This window comes from Mesorhizobium sp. P160187 (genome assembly GCF_057766425.1).
In genome coordinates, this window is record NZ_JBYMDX010000003.1 from 921,724 (window position 1) to 939,259 (window position 17,536).

Below are 17,536 nucleotides of genomic sequence, written 5' to 3' on the forward strand. Positions count from 1 at the left end.
TTCCTTTGAGAATTGCGACTAGCGAGAGCCCCATGCCCAGAATTCTGTCGACGCACACGCTGCATCCGCGTGCCTCCGCAATGCTGGCGGGCGCCGGTGAACTCGTCGTCGCCTCAGCCCTCGATGCGGCAACGCTGACCGCCGAGGCGAAGCATGCCGACGTCATCATCGTTCGCGCACCGCTGCCGCCGTCGCTGTTCGAAAACGCCACGAAACTCAGAGCAGCGGTCCGCCACGGCGCCGGGCTCGACATGGTGCCGATGGAGGCCGCGGCCGCGGCCGGCGTGCTGGTCGCCAACGTGCCGGCGGTCAATGCGCGTTCGGTCGCTGAATATGTGATGTTCGCGGCCCTTGCCCTGCTTCGGCGCTTCCGTTCGGTCGACCGCGACTTGCGCGCCAAGGGCTGGAATGCCGGCCGCGACCACGCCAGCCATGCCAGCGAGCTTGCCGGCAAGACCATCGGCATCATCGGCTTCGGCGCCATCGGTCAGGCGGTCGCCCATATCGCCGCGCACGGCTTCGGCCTCGACGTCGTGGCGACGACCCGCAGCATGCAGCCGGCACCCGACAGGATCGGCTTCCTGTCGATCGATGCGCTGATCGAACAGAGCGACATCATCGTGCTCTGCTGCCCGCTGACGCCGGAAACGCGCGGCCTGATCAGCCGCGAACGCATTGCCCGCATGAAGCCGCACGCGCTTTTGGTCAACATTTCGCGCGGACCGGTGATCGATGACGAGGCGCTGATCGAGGCCTTGCGCAAGGACCGCATCGGCGGCGCCGCACTCGACGTCTTTGCCACGCAGCCGCTGCCGGCAAACCATCCCTATTTCGGTTTCGACAATGTCATCGTCACCCCGCATATGGCGGGGATCACCGAGCAATCGATGATGCGCATGGGGGTGGGTGCTGCCGGCGAGACCTTGCTGGTGCTGGCCAACCGGCTGCCTGTCAATCTGCGCAATCCCGACGTGGTCGAGCATTACCGCAGACGGTTTCCTGCCGACTGACGTTTCTGCGAGCCGCCTCAATTTTCGCGGATTTGCCGTCGACCTTCGCCGACATGGTCAAGAGCGTCGTGAGAGTTCTTCTTCTGATTGCCGGTACAAGCGTGCCGCCAGCCGAGGCTCAGGCCGAAAGCAGCTACGTGCCTTGCGACAACGGCCTGCGCTGCGTGATGGCGCCCTGCCCTTCTACCAGCGCGCTCGACCTCGCCACCGGAAAGGTCGTCAAGGGTGTGTGGGTCGACATCGACGGCTTGCCGCAGCAGGACAAGGCGCTTGACCTTTCCGACAAGCTCTATGCCGGCAAGCTCGTTGTCACAGGAACAATCGAGAACCGGCCACACAGCTTCAACGGCAAGCAGCACGACGTGCCAACATTGGTCGCGACGGGCATCCTGCGCACCGCCAAGGACAGCGAACGCAAGCACTGCTCGTCGCGCTGACTATCACCGACCAAGCAGCCCTTCGACTTCAGCCGCGATGCGCAGCAAATGGTGGTCACGGCCATTGCGCGCCACCAGCATCAGCCCGGCCGGCAGCGTCATGCCGGGCATCGGCAGTGAGATCGCGCAGAGGTCGAACTGGTTGGCGACCTGGGTGTTGCGCAGCAGCAGACCTTCCGTGCGTTCACGCAGAGCCGTATCCTCGGCCATCGAAACGATAGTCGGCGCTGTCACCGGCGTGGTCGGCAGAGCCAGCACATCGACCGAACCCAACCGCTCGTCCATGGCTATGCACAGTGCCGCGCGACGACGCATTGCCCTGATATAAACCGGCGTCGGTATGGCCGCCGCCCGCGACAGCGGCCCGCTGACATGGGGATCGACCGGCACCGATGCGCCCGTCGCCAGCCAGTCGGCATGGATTTCAGCACCTTCCATGGCCGCGATCGAGCCGCGTTTGGTGGCCAGGCGCAGATCGGCAATGAGGTCGTCGATCGAAATGTCCGTGAGCCACGCGCCTGCCTGCTCGATCCCGGCAAGGCTGCGATCGAACGCGGCGGCAATCTCCGTTTCCGTGTCTTCGAAAAGCAGGCCGCGCGGAATGCCGACACGAAGCCCGGCAAGCGCTAACGGCAGGTGCAGTTGCGGCATCTGCTCGCCCGTCATCGCGGCGTCAGCCAGGGCACACGCAGCAACACTCAGCGCCAGCGGCCCGATCGAATCCAGCGTCGCAGAAAGGGGATAGGCACCAGTCAGCGGCACGCGCCGCGCCGTCGGCTTGAAACCGACGACGCCGTTCAGCGATGCCGGGATGCGCACCGAACCGCCGGTGTCGGAGCCGATGGAAATGTCGCTCGTCCCCTCGCCAACGGACACGGCGGCGCCCGACGACGAACCGCCCGGAATGCGGCTGGTGTCGGCGGCATTGCCCGGTGTGCCGTAGTGCATGTTGTCGCCGATGGCGGTGAAGGCGAATTCGGTCATGTTGGTCTTGCCGATGATGACGGCGCCGGCCTGGCGCAGACGGTTGACGACCGCAGCGTCGTGCCGACGGGGCGCGGTGTCCCTCAACATCAGCGAACCGGCCGTGGTCGATTCACCGGCGACATCGAACAGATCCTTGATCGAGATGATGGCGCCGTCGAGCGGCCCGAGCGATACGCCGGCCTTCTTGCGCGCATCGGTGGCCTCGGCCGCTGCGCGCGCCGCCTCGGCATAGAGTTTGGTGAACACCTTCTCGCCTACCGCGCAATTGGCAAGACGTGACAGGATGATCTCGAGACGATCGCGGATTGATTGCATGTCGATGTCGGATTCCGTCAAGGTGGAGCGTCTTTAAGGCATATGGCCCGCTAGGTCAGCGGAAGGAATAACCCGGACAGCGTGCCTTTGCACCTGCAAGCGATAGGAAGAGACTGATGCTGTACAAAGGCAGCTGCCACTGCGGCAAGGTAGCGTTCGAATTCAAAGCCGAACTGACCGGCGCCGTGCGGTGCAATTGTTCGATGTGCAGGCGCAAGGGCGTGCTGTTATGCGCCATCCCGCATGACAGCCTGAAGGTGCTCGCATGGGGCGATGATCTCGGCACCTATACGTTCAACAATCACGTATTGGCGCATCGCTTCTGCCGGACCTGCGGCATCCATCCCTTCGCCGAGGATGTCAGTCAGGGCAACGAACGCAGCGCCTACGTCAACCTTAACTGCGTTGCGGATATTGACGCTGCCGGTCTGTCGATTTTCGACTTCGATGGCCGCTCGGTCTAAGCTTACCGGTAACCCGCGGCATCGGCAGGTTTGCCGGCGTCCTGTACCTCCGGAACATAGCGCCAGGCGTCCGGGCGTGAGCCGTCGAGATCGGTAAAACCATAAATCTGCGCCAACCCACCGCTGGACAGCGACTGGCCGTTCCAGCGCGCACGATCCGGATCCGCCGCAAGCGACGCAACCGCGCGGCCGACAAAGCGCGGCGTTTCGGAAATGACGAAATGCGGCACGTTGGCGGTGGCGTCGCGCCAATTGTCTTCAGTGACGCCAAACGCCTCCAGCATCATTTCGGAACGAAGCCAGCCGGGCGTCAGCGACACCGAGGTGGCGCCATGCGCAGCAAGATCTTTGGCGTGTGCCCATGCCATGCGGTTCACCGCGACCTTGGCGAGATCGTAGAACGGCGACAGCCGATAGTGATCGGCATTGTACTCGGCGGTGCCGTCAGTGACCTCGACCAGCAGCCCGCCCGGCCGCTCGATCATCAGCGGCAGCGCATGATGCGCGGTGATCAGATGCGTGTCGATGCCGAGCCGCAACAGGCGCAGGCCGTTTTCCAGATTGTGGTCCCAGACCGGCTTATTCCACTCGAACAGCTTTTCGCCGCCCCAGACATCGTTGACCAGAATGTCGAGCCGACCCTGTTCGGCCCGGATGCGCTCGACCAGACTGCGCACATCATCAGTCACCATATGATCGACTTGCACGGCAATGCCCTTGCCGCCATGCGAAGAAACCAGCTCCGCCGTCTCCTCGATGGTTTCGGGCCGGGCATAGTCGGATTGCTGGCTGCGTGTGGTGCGCCCCGTGACATAGACGGTGGCGCCGGCGGCACCGAGCTCAACCGCGATTCCCCGCCCTGCGCCACGCGTGGCGCCGGCGACCAAAGCGACTTTTCCCTGCAATGTCATGGTACGCTCCCAAACGAAACAATGATTAATCCAGCTGGCCTTCGCCGCTCACATCAGATATAAATGATCATTCGGTTATATCTGGATGTCAAGATGACTCGACCAAAAACGCAATCCGACGAGCAGGTGCTGGAAGCCGCGCTGCGATTGATTCACGATCAAGGCCCCGAGGCGCTCACCTTTGAGCGGCTGGCAAAGGCCTGCGGCCTCTCGGGCGCGACACTGGTGCAGCGCTTTGGAAACAAGGCGCAGCTGAAGCAGCGCACCTTGCTCTGTGCCTGGGGCGGTCTCGACGACAAGACCAGGATGCTGACGGCCACGGTTGCCAAAACCCCGGCAGGCGCCATCGAGCTTCTGGTGGGACTATCGCAGGGCTATGGCGGCATCGAAGCCTATGCCGAAGGCCTGCTCGTGCTGCGCGAGGATCTGCGCGACCCCGTGCTCAGGGCGCGGGGCGCCGCCTGGAAAGCGTTCCTGAGCGAGGCCCTTGCGGCTTGCTTCGCCGGAACGCCCGACACCCCGCGCGACATCGGCCTGCTGATGGCATCGCATTGGCAGGGCTCACTGCTGTGGTGGAGTTTTGACCCGACGATCGAGGTGGCCACCTATGTCGAGGAAAGCCTCAAGTGCTTCGTTGCAGCCATCACCAAGACAGCGGCCCGAAAACCGTGATGGGCCGCTGCGCAAGCTGGGAGTGGATGTAGTCTAAATTAGCTGGCGTGCCGCAAGCTCACGCCGCTGCCCTTGTCGAACAGCACCACCTTGTCCTGATTCCAGGCAAAGCGCACCGGCTGCTCGATCTGGACATCGGTTCTGGCCGGCACCGTGGCGCGCAGCGTCGTGTCGCCGACCCGCAGAGTCAGGATCTTTTCCACGCCATGGTTCTCGACATCGTGGACGCGTGCCTCGACCGGCGCACCGCTTTCAAGATACACATCCTCAGGTCGAATACCGAAGACGAGCGGGCGACCGTCGGTCGCACCGCCCGCCTTGGCACCCCCAGAGAAAGGCAGTTCGAAATTCAGCGGCGCCATCACCGCGCGGCCGTTGACCAGCTTGCCATCGATCAGGTTCATCGGCGGCGAGCCGACGAAGCTGGCCACATAGGTATCGCGCGGATTGTTATAGATCTCGTGCGGCGTGCCGGTCTGGATGATGCGGCCATGGTTGAGCACGCCCACCTTGTCGCCCATCGACATCGCCTCGATCTGGTCGTGGGTGACGAACAGGAAGGTGGCGCCAAGCTGGATCTGCAGGTTCTTCAGTTCCGTGCGCAGCGCCTCGCGCAGTTTGGCGTCGAGCGCCGACAGCGGTTCGTCCATCAGGAACACGCGCGGCTTGCGCACGATGGCGCGCCCGATCGAGACGCGCTGCATTTCGCCGCCTGAAAGGCGGTCAGTCTTGCGGTCGAGCAGATGCTCGATCCGCAGTGTCTTGGCCGCCCGCGCAACACGGTCCTTGATCTCGGCATCCGGCAGCCGACGTATCTTCGGCTTCAGCGGGAATTCGAGATTTTCGCGCACCGTATAGCGCGGATAGAGCGAATATTGCTGAAGCACCAGCGCCACGTCGCGCTCGGCCGCACCCCAGTCGGCGACGTCGACGCCGTCGATGAACACCTGACCCTCGGTCGGCTTTTCCAGACCCGCGATCATGCGCAGCGTCGTCGTCTTGCCGGCGCCGGTCTCGCCGAGCAGCACGAAGAATTCGCCATCGGCGATCTCGAGATCGAGCCCGGTCAGTGCGGTGTGGTTGCCGAAGCTCTTGGAAATATTCTTGAGCTGGATATGAGCCATCAGAGCCTCACCTCAAGCGACTTGCCGCTTGCCGTGTCGAAGAAATGTGCCTGCGTCGGATCGATCCTGGCGAAGACCTTTTCGCCCGGGCCGCCGACGAAGCCGCTCTTGGTGCGCGCACGCAGCATCTTGGAGCCGACCTTGAGATCGACAATGTCGAACGAGCCGAGCGGCTCGACGATCTGTGTCTCGACCGGCACGAAACCCTCCGCCGCTTCATGGCGCACCAGCACGCCTTCCGGCCGGATGCCGAGCGCAAGCTGGCCGCCGGCATGGCCGTTGAGCTTGGACAAAAGCGTGCGCGGGAATTCGAAGCCGGCGGCAGCGCCACCGAGGGTGACCGAGGCCGCCGAAGCGGTCTCGGCGATCGCCGCGTCGGCGACGTTCATCACCGGGCTGCCGACGAACTGCGCCACGAACAGATTGGCCGGATGCGAATAGACCTCGTCGGGCGAACCGACCTGCTGCAGCACGCCCTCATGCATGATCACGATGCGGTCGGCGAGGCTCATCGCCTCGATCTGGTCGTGCGTGACATAGATGGTGGTCGAGCCCTGTTTGATGTGCAGCCGCTTGATCTCGGCCCTCATCTCTTCGCGCAGCTTGGCGTCGAGGGCGCCGATCGGCTCGTCCATCAGCATCGCCTTCGGCCGCCGCACCAGAGCCCGGCCGATGGCCACACGCTGCATGTCGCCGCCCGACAGCGCCGACGGCTTCTTGGCCAGCAGTTCCGTGATCTGCAGCGTCTTGGCGACCGAGCGCACCTCGCTATCGATCTCGGCCTTGCTCTTGCGCGTCGCGCGCAAGGGAAAAGCAATGTTCTCATAGACGCTCATATGCGGGTAGAGCGAGAACGACTGGAACACCATGGCGATGTCGCGGTCGGCGGCCTTGAGGTGTTGCACCGGCTTGCCGTCAATGAGGATGTCACCGCCGTCGATCGTCTCCAGCCCGGCAACCGCCCGCAATGTCGTCGTCTTGCCGCAACCCGATTGCCCGAGCAGCACGATGAACTCGTTGTCATCGATCTTGAGGTTGAGGTCCTTGATGACCTGGACGGCACCGAAGAATTTCTGGACGCCGCGAAGCTCAATCTGGGTCAATGCTCTGCTCCCGGATTGCGCACCTGGCCGGTACCGGCCTTCTCCGCCGGCGCGATCTTCGAGGTGATGTTGAAGCCGATCAGGCCGATCAGGATGATGGTCACGCCATAGCTGTGCAGCAGCAGGTTCCACGGCTGGCAAAGCGCAATGATGCCGAGCACCATCAGCACCTGAGACCCCGGTTCGAGATATTTCTGGTTGATGGCTCGAAAGCTCATTTGCGGATCGCTCCGAAGGACATGCCGCGCAGCAAATGGTTGCGGAGCAGGAAGGTGAAGATTGCGACCGGCAGCAGGAACAGGAAAGTTCCGGCGGCGATCACCGTCCAGTCCGGCAGGCCGGCGCCGACCTGGCTGGGAATGAAGGGGGGCGCCGTCTGGGCGCGGCGGTTGGTCATGATCAGCGCGAAGGCATACTCGTTCCACGCCGTGATGAAGCAGAAAACCGCGGTGGCGGCGATGCCGGTAGCGGCCTCCGGCAGCACGATCTTGAAGAAGGCTTCCATGCGGGTATAGCCGTCGACCAGCGCTGCCTCTTCATACTCCTTCGGAATCTCGTCCATGAACCCCTTCATCAGCCACACCGAGAAGGACAGGTTGAAGGCGGTGTAGAGGATGATCAGCCCGATATGGGAATCGTTGAGGCCGGCCGCCCGGTACATCAGGAACATCGGGATCGCGACCACCACCGGCGGCAGCATGCGCGTCGACAGGATGAAGAAGAGCAGATCCGCCTCCCCCTTCACCTTGAAGCGCGAGAAGCCGTAGGCGGTGAAGGTACCCATGCCGACAGCCAGCACCGTCGAGGTGATGGCAATGATCAGCGAGTTCATGAAGCGGCTCGGATAGCCGGACCATTGCACCTGGCCCTTGCCGTCGCGCACGATCTTTTCACCGCCGTCGAACACGACACGTTCCCACCAGGGTGCCGCCGCATACTCTTCCGGCGACGGCGGGTTGCGCATCTGCGAGCGCTTGGTGAACAGCTTGACGAACGGCGATATCTCGGGCTGGAACACCACCGTCGGCGGGATGGTCGTGGCAAGATTGCGCGGCTTGAACGCCGTCGAGGCGATCCAGTAGATCGGCGCCAGGAAGATGATCGTCACCAAAAGGACGGCGACGATGGCGACGCGATTGAAGCCTATTTCGGAAGAAGTGCGGACGGCGGCCATCTCAGCGCTCCTTCACCTTGTTGAGGTACTTGACGTAGATGTTGGTGATGGCCAGCACCATGATCAGCACGATGTAGGCGAGCGCGCAGGAGCGTCCGGTCTGCCATTCCTGGAACGCCATCTTGTACAGCCGGATAGAGATCAGCTCGGCCGTCGGCTGGCTGGTCAGGATATAGGCGAGGTCGAAGGTCTTGAACGCTTCCATGGTGCGGAAGATGACCGCGATCATCAGGATCGGCGCGACCAGCGGCAGCGTGATGCGGAAGAAGGTGTAGAACGGTCCGGCGCGGTCGATCGCCGCTGCTTCGTAGAGATGCTTCGGCACCGCTGAAAGACCGGCCAGCGACAACAGCATGACGAAGGGCGACCACATCCAGATGTCGGTCAGCGCAACCGCATAGAGCGCCATCTTGGGGTCGGCCAGCCACTCGAAATTGCCGAGGCCAAGCGCATAGTTGATGACCCCCCATGACGGATCATAGAGCAGTTTCCAGAACAGACCGACGACGGCCATCGACAGCATCATCGGCAGCAGCAGCAGCGTTGTGATGAGACCCTTGAGGGGAATATCCCGGTTGAGCAGCATGGCCACGCCGAAGCCGACGAGCAGCTGACCCGCGACCGAGATGATGACGTACTTCGCGGTGATGGCGAAGTTGGACCAGACATAGGGGTCGTTGAGCAGGTCGCGATAATTCTGCAGCCCGACGAAATTTGCCGGCGCGTTGGTCGACGCGCGGAAATCGGTGAAGGAATAGCCCAGCGAATAGATCAGCGGGAAAATATTGAAGACGATCAGGAACAGGATCGTCGGGATTATGAAGAGGTTGCGGATCGACATGTCGCTCAGACCGCGTGCAGCGGCCCGCGAAGAAGTGTCCAGCGTTGTGATCATCGTGGTCGCCAAGACCCTGCTCCCGTTTCGGAAAAAAGAACGGAGGAGGCACGGATGCCTCCTCCGCGACAAATGCTGCTTATTGGCCGCGGCCGTATTTCTTGAACGTCGCGTTCCAGTCGCCTGCGAGCGCGTCCAGCGTTTCCTTGGCGGTGCCTTCGCCGCCGATCATGTAGGGATAGACGCGCTGGTTGAGCTGCTGCAGCAGCTCGGCATATTCCGGCACCGCCCAGAAGTCCTTCACCTTGAACATGGTCTCGTAGAAGGCCTTGTTGTACGGCGTGGCGTTCTGGAACTCCTCCGACTTGAGCACCGCAGCGCTGCAGGTGTAGCCGCCGAGCGCCGCCCACTTCTTCTGGGTCTCGTCCTTGATGAACCATTCAAGGAACTTCGTCGCCTCTTCCTGCTTCTTGGAGTAGGAAACGATCGAGATGCCCTGACCGCCGAGTGCGGCGAACTGATCGCCGTTCGGGCCTGGAGGATTGGCGAAGAAGCCGGTGTTCTTGGCGTTCGGGTTCGACGCCTCGTTGATCAGCGAGGGGAAGAACGCGAAGTAGTTCATGCTCATCGCGGCCAGGTTTTCGGTGATCGCCTGATTGTCCTCGACGAAGAACGACTTGGCCCAGCCCGGAGGCGTGAACGTGTAGAGTTCCTTGTAGGCGTCGAGTGCGGCGATTGCCTTGTCGGAGTTGATGAAACCGTCGACCTTGTAGGTCTTGTAGTCACCCAGTTCGCCGCCGAAGGAGAACAGCGCGTTTTCGAAGCCCATCGCCATCGCGTCATAGGAATTGTCGGTGTAGATGGCGATGCCGTATCGCTTCTGATCCGGCCGATAGAAGAACTCCGCGATGTCGCGCAGCGCCTTGAAATCCTTCGGCACGTCGAGATCGTAGCCGTATTTGGCCTTGAAGGCTTCCTTTTCCTTCGGGTCCTCGAACCAGTCCTTGCGATAGGACCAGCCGACAGCGTCGCCTTCGAGCGGGATCGCCCAGTACTTGCTGCTGCCGCCCGGATACTCGGCGTAATATTTCACCGTTGCCGGCGCCATCACTTCGCCAAGCTTGTGCTTGTTGAAGAAGTCGGTCAGGTCGACATAGTGGCCGCCGGTCGAGCCGGCGCCGAGCCATTGCGAGTCGCCAACGACCATATCATAGGCGTCGCCATGGGCGTTGAACTCGGTGAAAGCCTTGGTCTGGAAGTCGGACCAGGGCGTGGTTTCCACCGTGATCTTGACGCCGGTTTCCTTCTCGTACTCGTTGCCGAGTTCCTGCAGGTAGTTGGCCGGATCCCATTCCGCCCAAAAGATGGTGAGCTCCTTGTCCTGCGCGTAGACGGACGTTCCGCAGGCAAGTACTAAGCCGATACCAGCAAGCAGGCTGGTCATTGTCTTGCGCATAATGATTTCCTCCCTTGTGCGCATTCTACCTTGTCATGAGAGCCGGCGGTGAAGCCGGCCCTGGTAGTTCCTCCCGAGATCGCACCTTTCCGGTTCCAAGCCTCCTCGCTTTGCCGGAAAATGGATCGCAGCTCTCACTTTCGATCCGCTTTTTCTGTCCTGATCTGGTATTACCAATTTTGGATAGCCGTCAAGCTCTTTCTTGGACCACTACCGGAGCTTGTATAACCGGATTCTTCATGTATCCGACTGTTTTCCCTGAATTTTCCTACTCGTTGATATAGGAGAGCCTTGTTTCGGCACTGCCATCCCGGTTAACATCAATAGTGGGCATCCAAATCTGGTCGAACCAGATTGGCGCTATTTCGCCAATGCCGCCGTCGGGGCCGCATCGATTTCAGCCGTTGATTCCGCCACCGCGGCGCGCACAAGGGCGCCCGCCGCCCATTGCGCGACCGACCGCATACCGCGGCTATCGAGCCCCCATATATCCTTCAGCACGATCAGCACTTCGACGCCGAACATCATCGACAGCGCCTGCGCCAGGCGCTTGAACTCGCGCGGCGGCAGCCGGCCCTTGAGCGGTGCGATGGCATCCTTCAGCAGCTGGACGCGATGTCCGCGCGTGAATTGCGGCTCGCTGCCCAGCGTGCCCGCCTGCCGCTGCGCCCATTGGTCGAGCGACAGTTTCAGCGCTGCCTTGAAAGTTGCCTCGAAAGCTTCGATGCGCGGCATGGCGGTATCGAACAATTCGGCAACGCGCCGCCCGGCATCGGTGGACGTCGATTGCCAGGTCAGGATCGGCCCAAGCCCCTCGTCGACCACCGCCTGCACCAGGGCTGCCTGGCTGGGGAAATAGCGATAGGCGGTGGCGCGCGACACTTGCGCCGCCTCCGCGACTTCGCTGACCGACGGGGTGACGCCCGCCTGCATCAGCCGCGTCGCCGTCTTCAGCATCAGCCGTTTTGTGCGGGCCCGTGGGCCGCGTTCTGCAGCCTCGTTGGCGTCGTCGTTCCCAGCGGCTTGTTGACGTGAGACTTCCATGTCAATACGATACGCGCGTCTCAAAAAATTGCAATGACCTTTGCCCACCGAAAGGCCGGCAAAGGGCGACAGGCGGCCCGGCGCCGGTCGGCCGGTGACGGGAGAAACGCGATGAAGCGCATCTACGTGGTGGGCACAGCCGACACCAAGGGCGAGGAACTTGCCTTCCTGGCCGATGCTATTGCCGCCACCGGCAGTTCGGTTGCCCGCGTCGACATCGGAACGCGCGGTGCCACGGTGCCGGTCGATATCCCGGCCAGCGAGGTCGCGGCGCATCATCCGGGTGGAGCCAGTGGCGTGCTCGGCATCGATGATCGCGGCACGGCAGTGGCCGGCATGAGCGCCGCCTTCACAAATTTCATTCAGTCGCGCGACGACATATCAGGCGTGATCGGCATTGGCGGCGGCGGCGGCACGTCGATCATCACTGCCGGCATGCGCGCGCTGCCGCTTGGGCTGCCCAAGATCATGGTCTCGACGCTCGCCTCCGGCGACACCGCGCCCTATGTCGACGTCTCCGACATCATCATGATGCCATCGGTCACCGATATGGCGGGACTGAACCGGCTGTCACGCGTCGTGCTGCACAATGCGGCGCAGGCAATCGCCGGCATGGCCGCCAGGCCGGCGCCGACTGCCACCGGCAAGCCGGCACTCGGGCTCACCATGTTCGGCGTCACCACGCCTTGCGTGACCGCCATCGCGGATCAGTTGCGCGCCAACTATGACTGCATGGTTTTCCACGCCACCGGCACCGGCGGCCGCTCGATGGAGAAGCTCGCGGACTCGGGCCTGCTCGCCGGCGGCATCGACATCACCACGACGGAAGTCTGCGACCTGCTGTTCGGCGGCGTGCTGCCGGCGACGGAGGACCGCTTCGGCGCCATCGCCCGCACCAAGCTGCCCTATGTAGGCTCGGTCGGCGCGCTGGACATGGTCAATTTCTGGGCGCCGCCGACCATTCCCGAGAAGTTTAGGGGCCGGCTGTTCTACGAGCACAATCCCAACGTCACACTGATGCGCACCACGGTGGACGAATGCCGCGGTATAGGCGAGTGGATCGGCACCAGGCTCGCTCGCTGCGAGGGCCCTGTGCATTTCCTGATCCCCGAAAAAGGTGTCTCGGCACTCGATATCGAGGGCGGCGCCTTCTTCGACCCCGAAGCCGACGCCGTGCTGTTCGGTGCCATCGAGCGCACCATCAGGCCGAGCGCCACACGCCGGGTCACACGCCTGCCGTTGCACATCAACGATCCGGAATTTGCCAAAGCCGCAACCGCGGCCTTCCTCGACATCGCCAGACAGTGAGAGCCAACAAATGCCCGCAATACCGCGCAAGGACATATTGAAGAAGTTCAAGGCGATGATCGCCGACGGCGCGCCCATCGTCGGGGGCGGCGCCGGCACCGGCCTGTCGGCCAAGGCCGAGGAAGCCGGCGGCATCGACCTCATCATCATCTACAATTCCGGCCGCTACCGCATGGCCGGGCGCGGCTCGGCTGCCGGCCTGCTCGCCTATGGCAACGCCAATGAGATCGTCAAGGAAATGGCCTATGAGGTGCTGCCGGTGGTCAAAAAGACGCCGGTGCTGGCCGGTGTCAACGGCACCGATCCCTTCGTCATCATGCCGTTGCTGCTTGCCGAGCTGAAGACGATGGGCTTTTCAGGCGTGCAGAATTTCCCGACCATCGGCCTGTTCGATGGCAGCATGCGCCAGAGTTTTGAGGAAACCGGCATGGGGTTCGGGCTGGAGGTCGACATGATCGCCGAGGCGCACAAGCTCGATCTTCTGACCACGCCCTATGTCTTCAACCCCGACGAGGCGCGCGCCATGACAAAAGCCGGCGCCGACATCGTCGTTGCCCATATGGGGGTGACGACCGGCGGCTCGATCGGAGCCACGTCGGCCAAGTCGCTCGACGACTGCGTGGTCGAGATCGACGCCATCGCCAACGCGGCGCGCTCGGTGCGCAAGGATGTCATCCTGCTTTGCCATGGCGGGCCGATCTCGATGCCGGATGATGCCCGCTACATCCTCGACAGCTGCAAGGGCCTGCACGGCTTTTATGGCGCGAGTTCGATGGAACGGCTGCCGGCTGAAGCCGCGATCGCCAGGCAGACGGCGGATTTCAAGGCCGTCACGCCGCACGACCAGAAGAAAAAGAAGGGATGAGATCATGACCGACAAGAGCAAGGTGTTCGTATACCCGAAGGACGTGAGCGCCTTCGGCTTTGACTGGGGCAAGCTGTCGCTGACGGTGGCGCCTGAAGTGAATGGCGCTGAGCGCTTTTCCGGCGGTGTCGTCGACCTGCCCTCAGGCAAGGGCCATACGCGCCACAACCATCCCGGCGCGGAAGAGATCATCTTCGTCATCTCAGGCAATGGCGAGCAGATGGTCGAGGACGAGGAGGGCAATCCGGTCGTCGCCAACGTCGGCCCCGGCTGCACCATCTATGTGCCGGAAAGCCGTTTCCATTCGACGCTGAATACCGGCGATGGGCCGATGCAGCTCTTCGTCGTCTATTCGCCGGCCGGACCGGAACTGGTGCTGCGGGAGCTGCCGGATTTCAGGCTGATCCCGGCGGGGAAGTAATCGCGAAAGGCCCCCTTCATCCGGCCGCTTCGCGGCCACCTTCTCCCCGAGGGGAGAAGAGGCAGAAGCCAGCGCCGGCGCAAACTCCTCTCCCCTCGGAGAGAGGTCGGATAGCCCCGAATTGCCCTTCGCAATTCGGATGGCAATCCGGGTGAGGGGGTAGCGCCGAGCTAGGCTATCCCACCTCTATTCCACCCCCGTGCCCGATCCCCAAACATCACATACCCCGCATCCGTCACCGCCAGCGTATCCTCCAGCTTGATGAACCCCCGCGTCGGGTGAAGCATGGTCGTCTCCACCGACAGCACCATGTTTGTCTCCAGCGGCTTGGCGGCATAGGTGCCTTCATAGGTCACCGGATGGTTGGTCATCAGGAACGGAGCCTCATGCGTGATCAGCCCCATGCCATGGGCGAAGAAATCCGTATAGGGCGCGACCTTCGACGCCTTCAGCACGCCCTCCGCGTGCGAAATCATGTCGCCGCCGATGGTGCCTGCCCTCACCTTCGAGAACGCCGCCTGCTGCACCGTCTCGACCTCGGCCAACAGATCTTCCAGCTCGGCATCCGGCTCGCCCAAAATGCCCATGCGGCAGAGGTCGCCGATATAGCCGTGATAATTGCCGCCGGAATCGATCGACAGCACCTCGCCCTTTTTCCACGCCTGTGGTGACGCCGCACGGTTGTGGCTGGCGCCCAACGTCAGCAGGCAATATTCGAAATGCGCGCCGCGATTGGTCTCCTCGCGCCGCAGATGCTCGATGATCTCGGCCTTGGTCTTGCCTTCGTGCGCCCACTGGATGGTCGCCAACATGGAATCGGTGATCAGCTCGGAGGCGATGCGCAGCTTTTCCAGCTCGGCGTCCGTCTTGATGGCGCGCATGCGCTCCAGCATATCGGTCGCGTCGATCAGCTTCGCGTCCGGCAGCGCCTTGCGGATCAGCGCATAAGCATCGGACGGCAGGAAGGCCGGCTCGATGCCGATGCGGGCGCCTACCTTGCCGATTTTCGTCACGTGCTCGACCGCAAGATTGGCAGCATCGAGCGTGCCCCAGCAGGCGGCATGCAGCGTCGGCGTCCAGAACGGGTTGTTCTGGTGCTCGGCGCCTTCCATGCGGTTGCCGATATAGGCGGCATGATCGGGCCCACCCTTTTCATAGACGACGACAGGCAGGTAACGGCTATGGCCGATCGCATCCATGGCGGCAAAGAAGATGAACTTGTAGCCGCCGAGCAGATACTGCGTGTTGTGCTTGGACGTCGCGAGCAGAACATCGATGCCGGCCTCTTCCATCAGCCGGTCGACCCTCGCCTGGTCGAACGGGATATTGCTGACGGCGCTCTTGCCCGGGGCAATGTTCATCTTTCTCTCCCTGATTTCCGTGGGATCGCCGATCGTGCAGCGGCCGATCCCTTGGCTTTCGATCAAATCTGCACCATTTCGTTAACTCTGGTCCAGCCAGAAACAGGTTAGATTGCTTCGGCAGGCTGTCACCACTCGTCATTGCTGCACACTAAGGCAATCTGGTCCTACCAGAATACCAGAATGAAAGGGCAACCTCTAAAACTGGTCCAGCGGACGAAAATTTCAAAGCCAAGCAAGGATGCGCCAATTCCGTCTCTGGCGAAACCCTTGGCAAGGGTCATAATCGCCGCGAGGATGCTGGCGGGTGAGGCCAGCTTCGAGGGGTGCGCCCATCTGGTCGCGGAGAGGACGGAGGTTGATCATGTCGGATATTTCCAGACGCACGCTGCTTGGCGGCTCAGCTTTGCTGCTGGCCTCCACCGCCATGCCCACATTCAGCTGGGCGCAGACGCCGAAGAAGGGCGGCCGCCTCGTGCTTGCCGCCGATTCCGAGCCGCGCAACCTCAATCCGGCCATCGTCGCCTCCAACGGCGTCTTCTTCATCTCCAGCAAGATCGTCGAAACGCTGGCCGAAGCCTCGTTCGAAGGCAAGGACGGACTGGAACCCCGCCTTGCGCTCTCCTGGGAAGGTGCTGCCGACGGGCTGTCGGTGACCTTCAAACTGCGCGACGGCGTCAAGTGGCATGACGGCAAGCCGTTCACCTCGGCCGACGTCGCCTTCTCGGCGCTGCAGATCTGGAAGCCGCTGCAAAATCTCGGCCGCACCGTGTTCAAGGATCTGGCCGGCGTCGACACCCCTGACGATCTAACCGCCGTGTTCAAATTCGCCAAGCCGACGCCGTTCCAGCTGATCCGCAACGCCTTGCCGGCGCTGTCGAGCGTGGTGCCGAAACATATCTACGAAGTCGGCAAGATCGAGGACAACCCGGCCAACAATGCACCCATCGGCACCGGGCCGTTCAAGTTCGGCGAATACAAGGCCGGCCAGTATTACAAGCTGACCAGGAATGCGGATTACTGGGCCAAGGACGAGCCGTATCTCGACGAGATCATCTACCAGGTGCTACCCGACCGCACGTCGGCTGCAGCGGCGCTCGAGGCTGAAGAGATCCAGCTCGCCGCCTTCTCCGCCGTGCCCCTGGCCGACCTCGACCGCATCTCCAAGGTGCCGGGCCTGAAGGTGATCTCCAAGGGCTATGAGGGGCTGACCTATCAGCTCGTCGTCGAGATCAACCATCGCCGCAAGGAACTGGCCGACGTGAAGGTCCGCCAGGCGATCGCGCATGCCATCGACAAGGACTTCGTCGTCAAGACGGTGTTCCTCGGCTATGCCGCTGCCGCCACCGGCCCGGTGCCGAAGAACGATCCGCAATTCTACACTGCCGACGTGCCGATCTATCCATTCGACGTCGCCAAGGCCAACGCCTTGCTCGACGACGCGGGGTACAAGCGCGCCGATGACGGCAAGCGTTTTGCGCTGAAACTCCTGCCGGCACCCTATTTCAACGAGACCAAGCAGTTCGGCGACTATCTGCGCCAGGCGCTGGCGGCAATCGGCATCGACGCCGTGATCGTCAACAACGACTCGGCCGCGCACATCAAGGCCGTCTACACCGACCACGCCTTCGACCTCGCCGTCGGCCCGCCGGTGTTCCGCGGCGACCCGGCGATCTCGACCACCATCCTGGTGCAGAGCGGCATTCCCGACGGCGTGCCGTTCTCCAACCAGGGCGGCTACAAGAACGCCGCGCTCGACGCGCTGATCGCCAAGGCTTCGGAGACGCTGGATACGTCAGGGCGCACCGACCTCTACAAGGAATTCCAGAAACAGGTCGCGGCGGACCTGCCGCTGATCAACGTCGCCGAATGGAGCTTCATCAGCGTCGCGCGCGAGACGGTGGGGAACATCGCCAACAACCCGCGCTGGGCGGTTTCGAACTGGGCGGACACGTATCTGGAATCGTGACACATTTGCGCGGATGAAAGTTCGCAAAGAAATTGGTGTGAAGGCATGGCGTAGGGCCGTTCGTCACACCCCCCTCTGTC

18 protein-coding genes are annotated in these 17,536 nt (G+C 62.6%); 8 read left to right on the forward strand and 10 right to left on the reverse strand.

The genetic code is table 11. The annotated features are described in order from the left end of the window. Positions 1-32 precede the first annotated feature (32 nt). On the forward strand, positions 33-1,010 hold the full coding sequence (locus AC3CCE_RS07795; RefSeq protein WP_352624926.1) for an NAD(P)-dependent oxidoreductase: 978 nt from the start codon (positions 33-35) through the stop codon (positions 1,008-1,010). Positions 1,011-1,078: 68 nt separating this feature from the next. Further along, a complete protein-coding gene (locus AC3CCE_RS07800) occupies positions 1,079-1,447 on the forward strand; it encodes a hypothetical protein (protein ID WP_352624928.1) in 369 nt (122 codons plus the stop codon). Positions 1,448-1,450: 3 nt separating this feature from the next. Here AC3CCE_RS07800 and AC3CCE_RS07805 read toward each other — a convergent pair whose 3' ends face one another. Beyond that, positions 1,451-2,749 (reverse strand): amidase, encoded by a 1,299-nt coding sequence (locus tag AC3CCE_RS07805; RefSeq protein ID WP_352624986.1) that lies wholly within the window; start codon positions 2,747-2,749, stop codon positions 1,451-1,453. 116 nt (positions 2,750-2,865) lie between these two features. On the opposite strand from AC3CCE_RS07805, the gene AC3CCE_RS07810 reads away from it, so the two are divergent. Continuing rightward, the gene (locus AC3CCE_RS07810) at positions 2,866-3,213 is read left to right on the forward strand and encodes a GFA family protein (RefSeq protein WP_023747011.1); all 348 of its coding nucleotides are present in this window, start codon (positions 2,866-2,868) and stop codon (positions 3,211-3,213) included. Positions 3,214-3,215: 2 nt separating this feature from the next. Here the strand turns inward: AC3CCE_RS07810 and AC3CCE_RS07815 are convergent, their stop codons facing one another. Next, positions 3,216-4,124 carry an SDR family oxidoreductase gene (locus AC3CCE_RS07815; protein ID WP_352624930.1) on the reverse strand — a complete coding sequence of 303 codons (909 nt, stop codon included), beginning with the start codon at positions 4,122-4,124 and terminating at the stop codon, positions 3,216-3,218. Positions 4,125-4,217: 93 nt separating this feature from the next. Between AC3CCE_RS07815 and AC3CCE_RS07820 the strand changes: the two genes are divergently transcribed. Further along, positions 4,218-4,796, forward strand: a complete 579-nt coding sequence (locus AC3CCE_RS07820; RefSeq protein WP_352624931.1) for a TetR/AcrR family transcriptional regulator — start codon at positions 4,218-4,220, stop codon at positions 4,794-4,796. A gap of 38 nt (positions 4,797-4,834) precedes the next feature. Here AC3CCE_RS07820 and AC3CCE_RS07825 read toward each other — a convergent pair whose 3' ends face one another. From AC3CCE_RS07825 to AC3CCE_RS07855, 7 genes are all read right to left on the reverse strand, one after another. Continuing rightward, entirely contained in the window at positions 4,835-5,920 is a 1,086-nt protein-coding gene (locus AC3CCE_RS07825) for an ABC transporter ATP-binding protein (RefSeq protein WP_023669844.1), read from the reverse strand. Further along, positions 5,920-7,023, reverse strand: coding sequence for an ABC transporter ATP-binding protein (locus AC3CCE_RS07830; RefSeq protein WP_023753229.1), 1,104 nt, complete (start codon positions 7,021-7,023; stop codon positions 5,920-5,922). Before AC3CCE_RS07830 ends, AC3CCE_RS07825 begins: the two co-directional genes overlap by 1 nt. Next, complete coding sequence (locus AC3CCE_RS07835; protein WP_023669846.1) at positions 7,020-7,241, reverse strand: hypothetical protein; 222 nt, start codon at positions 7,239-7,241, stop codon at positions 7,020-7,022. Before AC3CCE_RS07835 ends, AC3CCE_RS07830 begins: the two co-directional genes overlap by 4 nt. Then, complete coding sequence (locus AC3CCE_RS07840) at positions 7,238-8,197, reverse strand: carbohydrate ABC transporter permease (RefSeq protein WP_352624934.1); 960 nt, start codon at positions 8,195-8,197, stop codon at positions 7,238-7,240. Before AC3CCE_RS07840 ends, AC3CCE_RS07835 begins: the two co-directional genes overlap by 4 nt. Position 8,198: 1 nt before the next feature. Continuing rightward, complete coding sequence (locus AC3CCE_RS07845; RefSeq protein WP_023682997.1) at positions 8,199-9,104, reverse strand: carbohydrate ABC transporter permease; 906 nt, start codon at positions 9,102-9,104, stop codon at positions 8,199-8,201. A 67-nt stretch (positions 9,105-9,171) separates the two neighbouring features. After that, positions 9,172-10,488, reverse strand: coding sequence for an ABC transporter substrate-binding protein (locus AC3CCE_RS07850; protein WP_023669849.1), 1,317 nt, complete (start codon positions 10,486-10,488; stop codon positions 9,172-9,174). Positions 10,489-10,848: 360 nt separating this feature from the next. Then, on the reverse strand, positions 10,849-11,532 hold the full coding sequence (locus AC3CCE_RS07855) for a TetR/AcrR family transcriptional regulator (RefSeq protein WP_352624936.1): 684 nt from the start codon (positions 11,530-11,532) through the stop codon (positions 10,849-10,851). 111 nt (positions 11,533-11,643) lie between these two features. On the opposite strand from AC3CCE_RS07855, the gene AC3CCE_RS07860 reads away from it, so the two are divergent. Genes AC3CCE_RS07860 through AC3CCE_RS07870 form a run of 3 tightly spaced genes read left to right on the forward strand, consistent with a single transcriptional unit; the run spans position 11,644 to position 14,126 of the window. Beyond that, positions 11,644-12,840 carry a Tm-1-like ATP-binding domain-containing protein gene (locus tag AC3CCE_RS07860; RefSeq protein WP_352624938.1) on the forward strand — a complete coding sequence of 399 codons (1,197 nt, stop codon included), beginning with the start codon at positions 11,644-11,646 and terminating at the stop codon, positions 12,838-12,840. A 10-nt stretch (positions 12,841-12,850) separates the two neighbouring features. Further along, the gene (locus AC3CCE_RS07865; RefSeq protein ID WP_352624940.1) at positions 12,851-13,705 is read left to right on the forward strand and encodes a phosphoenolpyruvate hydrolase family protein; all 855 of its coding nucleotides are present in this window, start codon (positions 12,851-12,853) and stop codon (positions 13,703-13,705) included. A gap of 4 nt (positions 13,706-13,709) precedes the next feature. After that, entirely contained in the window at positions 13,710-14,126 is a 417-nt protein-coding gene (locus tag AC3CCE_RS07870) for a cupin domain-containing protein (RefSeq protein ID WP_023826310.1), read from the forward strand. A 170-nt stretch (positions 14,127-14,296) separates the two neighbouring features. Here AC3CCE_RS07870 and AC3CCE_RS07875 read toward each other — a convergent pair whose 3' ends face one another. Then, positions 14,297-15,487: a M24 family metallopeptidase gene (locus AC3CCE_RS07875; protein ID WP_352624942.1), complete on the reverse strand. Its 1,191-nt coding sequence runs from the start codon at positions 15,485-15,487 to the stop codon at positions 14,297-14,299. A gap of 364 nt (positions 15,488-15,851) precedes the next feature. On the opposite strand from AC3CCE_RS07875, the gene AC3CCE_RS07880 reads away from it, so the two are divergent. Beyond that, a complete protein-coding gene (locus tag AC3CCE_RS07880) occupies positions 15,852-17,456 on the forward strand; it encodes an ABC transporter substrate-binding protein (RefSeq protein ID WP_488377123.1) in 1,605 nt (534 codons plus the stop codon). Positions 17,457-17,536 lie beyond the last annotated feature (80 nt).